The 4,180-nt window shown below is 48.5% G+C and carries 3 protein-coding genes; 2 read left to right on the top strand and 1 reads right to left on the bottom strand.

Annotated features, from left to right (window positions below):
• Nucleotides 1–332: 332 nt before the first annotated feature.
• Entirely contained in the window at nt 333–2,363 is a 2,031-nt protein-coding gene (locus ACPXV9_RS15765) for an alkyl/aryl-sulfatase (RefSeq protein ID WP_334014380.1), read from the bottom strand.
• Between the two features lie 96 nt (nt 2,364–2,459).
• Between ACPXV9_RS15765 and ACPXV9_RS15760 the strand changes: the two genes are divergently transcribed.
• Both ACPXV9_RS15760 and ACPXV9_RS15755 read left to right on the top strand, forming a co-directional pair.
• Nucleotides 2,460–3,362 (top strand): LysR family transcriptional regulator, encoded by a 903-nt coding sequence (locus tag ACPXV9_RS15760; protein ID WP_423899031.1) that lies wholly within the window; start codon nt 2,460–2,462, stop codon nt 3,360–3,362.
• A gap of 534 nt (nt 3,363–3,896) precedes the next feature.
• Nucleotides 3,897–4,112, top strand: coding sequence for a helix-turn-helix transcriptional regulator (locus tag ACPXV9_RS15755; protein WP_045857757.1), 216 nt, complete (start codon nt 3,897–3,899; stop codon nt 4,110–4,112).
• Nucleotides 4,113–4,180: the final 68 nt, after the last annotated feature.

The following is a 4,180-nucleotide window of genomic DNA, read 5'->3' as shown; positions in this document are numbered from 1 at the left end:
TATAAAAAAAGCCCCTGTAAAATTAAATCCTACAGGGGCTTTTGATTTGGTGGTGCCGTGGGACGCCGGTTTGGTTCCCTCAATAGGAACTGAATTAGTCCCTCAATTGCATTAGTAAGCCAATGCGGATCTATGCTTACGCAGGAGCTTCGGAACTCTGTTTGTCATTAGCTAGCAGGAACTTGGTTGACGATTGGCTTTGCGTTGTAGCTTCTCCATTTTGTTAACCAATCGCCTGATAGCGAAGTTTTCGCTTTATGAATATGTGCTGCAGCATGGCGCTTTTCAGTAATTTCCTATCAAGGTATATAGAACTAATAGCTTTGCAAGCGCTACGGAGTCACGATATTGAACGTGCCGGCAGGTTTATCCAGCATCCCCACAAAACTCAGCAAATCCAATGAGCTACCCTCTACGCTCAATTCATCACCCAACAGTAAATCTTTGAGACTGGCTTGGCCCACTGCGATATCGACAAAAAGGGTGAAGGTCAAATTCAAGGTGGCGTCCGCTGCCACTGGTGCCGCGATTTGCTTATGATGCATGACGGAATTTTTCACCGAGATCAAATGCGTTTCGTTAATGTCGGTAAAGTTCAGCAGAATGGTGAGTGCTTCGCCCTCAGCTTCGTCCGCATTCAGGCGCACGCTCATACTCGCGAGGAACTCTTCGACAGGCGTTGCCTTGAGTATTTCCTTCATCGAGACGGGCGAGATAATGCCTTTTTCGGGTGAGCCATGCCTCAATTCATAGGCGGCGCTCAAGTAAACATCTCGCCAAGGGCCTGATTCGGCCTGATAGCCCAACTGGTCATAAACCTTGGCCAGCAGCGCTCTGGCATCGGCGTTGTCTGGCGCGGCGAATACGGCCTGATTAAGTAGTTCTGCTAGCCAGCGGTATCGCTCTGTACCGGCTTCTGCATCGGCATTCGAGGCCTCTTCAAACTGTTTTTGTGCTTTTTCGACCACTGAGGATATACCACCCATCATGTCCACATAGTGACTTGCAGACACCGATTCAGGCAAGGGGTGTAGTTTGGCCGGGTTGCCGGTATACCAACCCATATAGAACTGGTACACCGCTTTTGCATTATGTTGCACGGTGCCGTAATAACCCTGGTTGTGGAAGTCCTGATTCAGCGCGTCCGGCAGTTTTATCTGACTGGCAATTTCATTGGGCGTATAACCCTGGTTCATCATACGCACCGTTTGATCATGGATATACTTGTAGGTGTCGCGCTGAACTTCCAGGAAGTTATTGATGTTGTCTTTACCCCACAGTGGCCAATGGTGGCTTGCGAAATACGTTTCTGCGTCCGCAAATTTTACCCTGGCCTCTTCGATGTAGCTTGTCCACAATCGCGCGTCACGTACCTTTGCACCTCGAAGTGTATAGAGGTTGTGCATGTTCCGGCTCACCAATTCGGCACCACAGAATGCTTTGTGCTCAGGCAAGTAGAAAGTGAATTCGGAGGGGGCCTCGGAACCGGATACAATCTGAAACTCGAATGGCACCCCGTCAATGACAAAGTTCAGGTTGTCGTGCGTGACGATTTCAGTCGGTTGTTTAAACGTGAAGCTGCCCGCGACAGGCAGCTTGCCCAGACCGGTGTCAACATGCCCACGGATGTCATTGGATAGACGCTTGCCGTACATGAACTCAGCACGACGTCCCATGGCGATGCCGGCAATAATATTTTCACTCGTCGCTTCTTCGACGAAACCTTCGGGTGCGATGATTCTCAGGTTGGCTTTTTCGTCCGCAGACAAATGCTCAAGAATACCGTCAACCCCGCCGAAATGATCGATATGAGAGTGGGTAAACAAAATGGCCTTAACGGGCTTCTTGCCTAGATGCGTTTGCGCCAGTTTGAACGAAGCGCTTGCCGGTTCTCTGGCGGTGAGCGGGTCTACCAATATCCAACCGGTGTCACCTTCAATAATGCTCATGTTTGACAGATCCGTTCCCCGAATCTGGTAGATCCCCTTCGAAACTTCGAATAAACCATGGATGTTGTTCAGTGCCGCCTGGCGCCACAAGCTCGGATTGACGGACGCGGGTGCATTGGTGCCGTCTGCGTCCACAAAGGAGAAATCATCTGGCCGGAACAGAAGATTGCCATCCCGGTCGCGTAATTCCAGGTTGTCTAGTTTGGCAATAAAACCTTTACGCGCGTGAGTAAAATCGCTCGTATTGGCGAAGGGGCGCTCGCTGAGAATCTTCTGGTTTGCTTTAGCAGTGGCCGCGGTTGGCGCGGTGTGGCCGTTCTGATTGGCACCTTCTTCCAAGGGAATATGCTCGGAACATCCTGCGGACAGTCCGATTAGGCAGGTCGCAATGATTGCGGATTTTATACTCTTCATATTTCATTAGCCTTGATGGAGTGGACAAAAAGATTGCAAGGAGTTTAAAGTGCCAAGTAAAATTTATCCAATCAATAAAATATATATAAGATATTTATGAAGCTGAATTTAAAGTCGGTTGATCTGAACCTGTTTCCCGTGTTTGAGGCCATCATGGAGCAGGGCAGTTTGAGCATGGCCGCGAGCCATCTGGGGATGAGTCAGCCCGCAGCAAGCGCGGCACTGAAACGACTTCGGCTGACCATAAAGGATGAGTTGTTTGTGCGTACGCGGCGGGGACTGGAGCCGACTGCTCGTGCGCTGGAGTTGTATCCCGTCGTTCATCACTTACTTGAATCATTGCGCGGCGAAATGGAACGCGCGAATCAATTTGATCCCTTGTTTTGCGAATGTATTTTCAAAGTAGCAGGAGGCGACTATTTTGACATGGTTTTTATGGGACGACTGATGAACATGCTGAGGGAAAGCGCGCCAAAGGTGCAAGTTGAATCGGTTATACATGGGTTTCAGGAATCTCTTAATCTGATACAACGTGGAAAACTGGACTTATGTTTGCACTACGATAAAGAAATCGCTCACGAGTTGCCGACGCTCAAACTATTTGAAGAAAGTATGTCTGTTCTAATGGCCGCGGATCATCCTTATGCCGATAAGCAGTTGAGTCTGACGGACTATATCGCCTTGGAACATGTGGTGCTGCCAAAACTTTCTGGAAATGCGAATCAGCTTGATGTGATTCTCGGTGGTTTCAACGAAAACCGTTGCGTTCGTGCCCGTGTCAGTTCGGTATCTTCGATGGTAATGGCGATTAAACAGTCTTACTTGATTGGTACGATACCAACGCGTATGGCAAGTATCTTGTGTGAAGGGTATGATCTGGTGTTCAAACCTTTTCCTAAAGAAGTGCCTCCAATTCCTATTTACCTGTCGTGGGCGTCTTTCTCGGATAACGACTCGGTTCACCGATGGTTTCGGAATATGATCGCGGGTTTGGAGTAGGTGTAGCTTGTTGTTGAGATAGGGATTTCTTAAAACTGTTTGGTTTGAGGTTTATTTGTCGACGTCTGTTCCAAGCGGTTAATCGGGAAGGACTCACAGAAATGCGCTAACGAAGCAGAAAAATTTCCGATTTCTCGTAGTGTCATCCGAATGACTTGAAACTGGGCGGGCAAGTCAGGTACAGGCGAGAAGATGTACTGGAATATGAGGCCAGTTGCTTAATAAAAAGTACGTTTGAAGCTTTTTGAGGGAGTGCTAGTACGCAAGTTCCCGCACCAGCCCTAATTTCCTGATAGTAAAGTTGCGGGTTAATAAAAAGCCCTAATGGCTGGTGAGGGCTCATTAGGGCTATTTACAAGATGGTGGTGGGACGGGACGCGGGTTCAGTTCCCTAACTCGCAACCGAACAAGTCCATTAAATACCTGCGATTAGCTATCGATATTTATGCCCCTAACCAGCCCTAATTAGCTTGATTTGATCCGTAGTTTTGAGCGTTCATGGTGGTTACCAAATAGTCCAACACAGGAGTTTTTATGACGGTAATACACATGAATCAGAGGCAGCTGGCGAATCGCTGGGGCGTGAGTGAAGCGACTTTAGAGCGGTGGCGTTCCGAAGGGATTGGCCCCAGGTATTTGAAACTACAGGGGCGAGTTATGTATCGGGAGAAAGATATTGAGGCCTATGAAGCCAACTGCTTGAGGCAGTCGACTTCTGAGGCTGTCAAAGAAAGTATTAGTTCTTCGTGACTGCATTAAACAGATTTACCAACTTGAGCTGGTCAACCCGGCTCACCGGTGTTTTGCCGATATTGGGA

It is taken from the genome of Candidatus Pelagadaptatus aseana (assembly GCF_040362265.1).
Lineage (GTDB): Bacteria > Pseudomonadota > Gammaproteobacteria > Pseudomonadales > Cellvibrionaceae > Pelagadaptatus > Pelagadaptatus aseana.
This window is presented reverse-complemented; position numbering and strand designations above follow the sequence as displayed.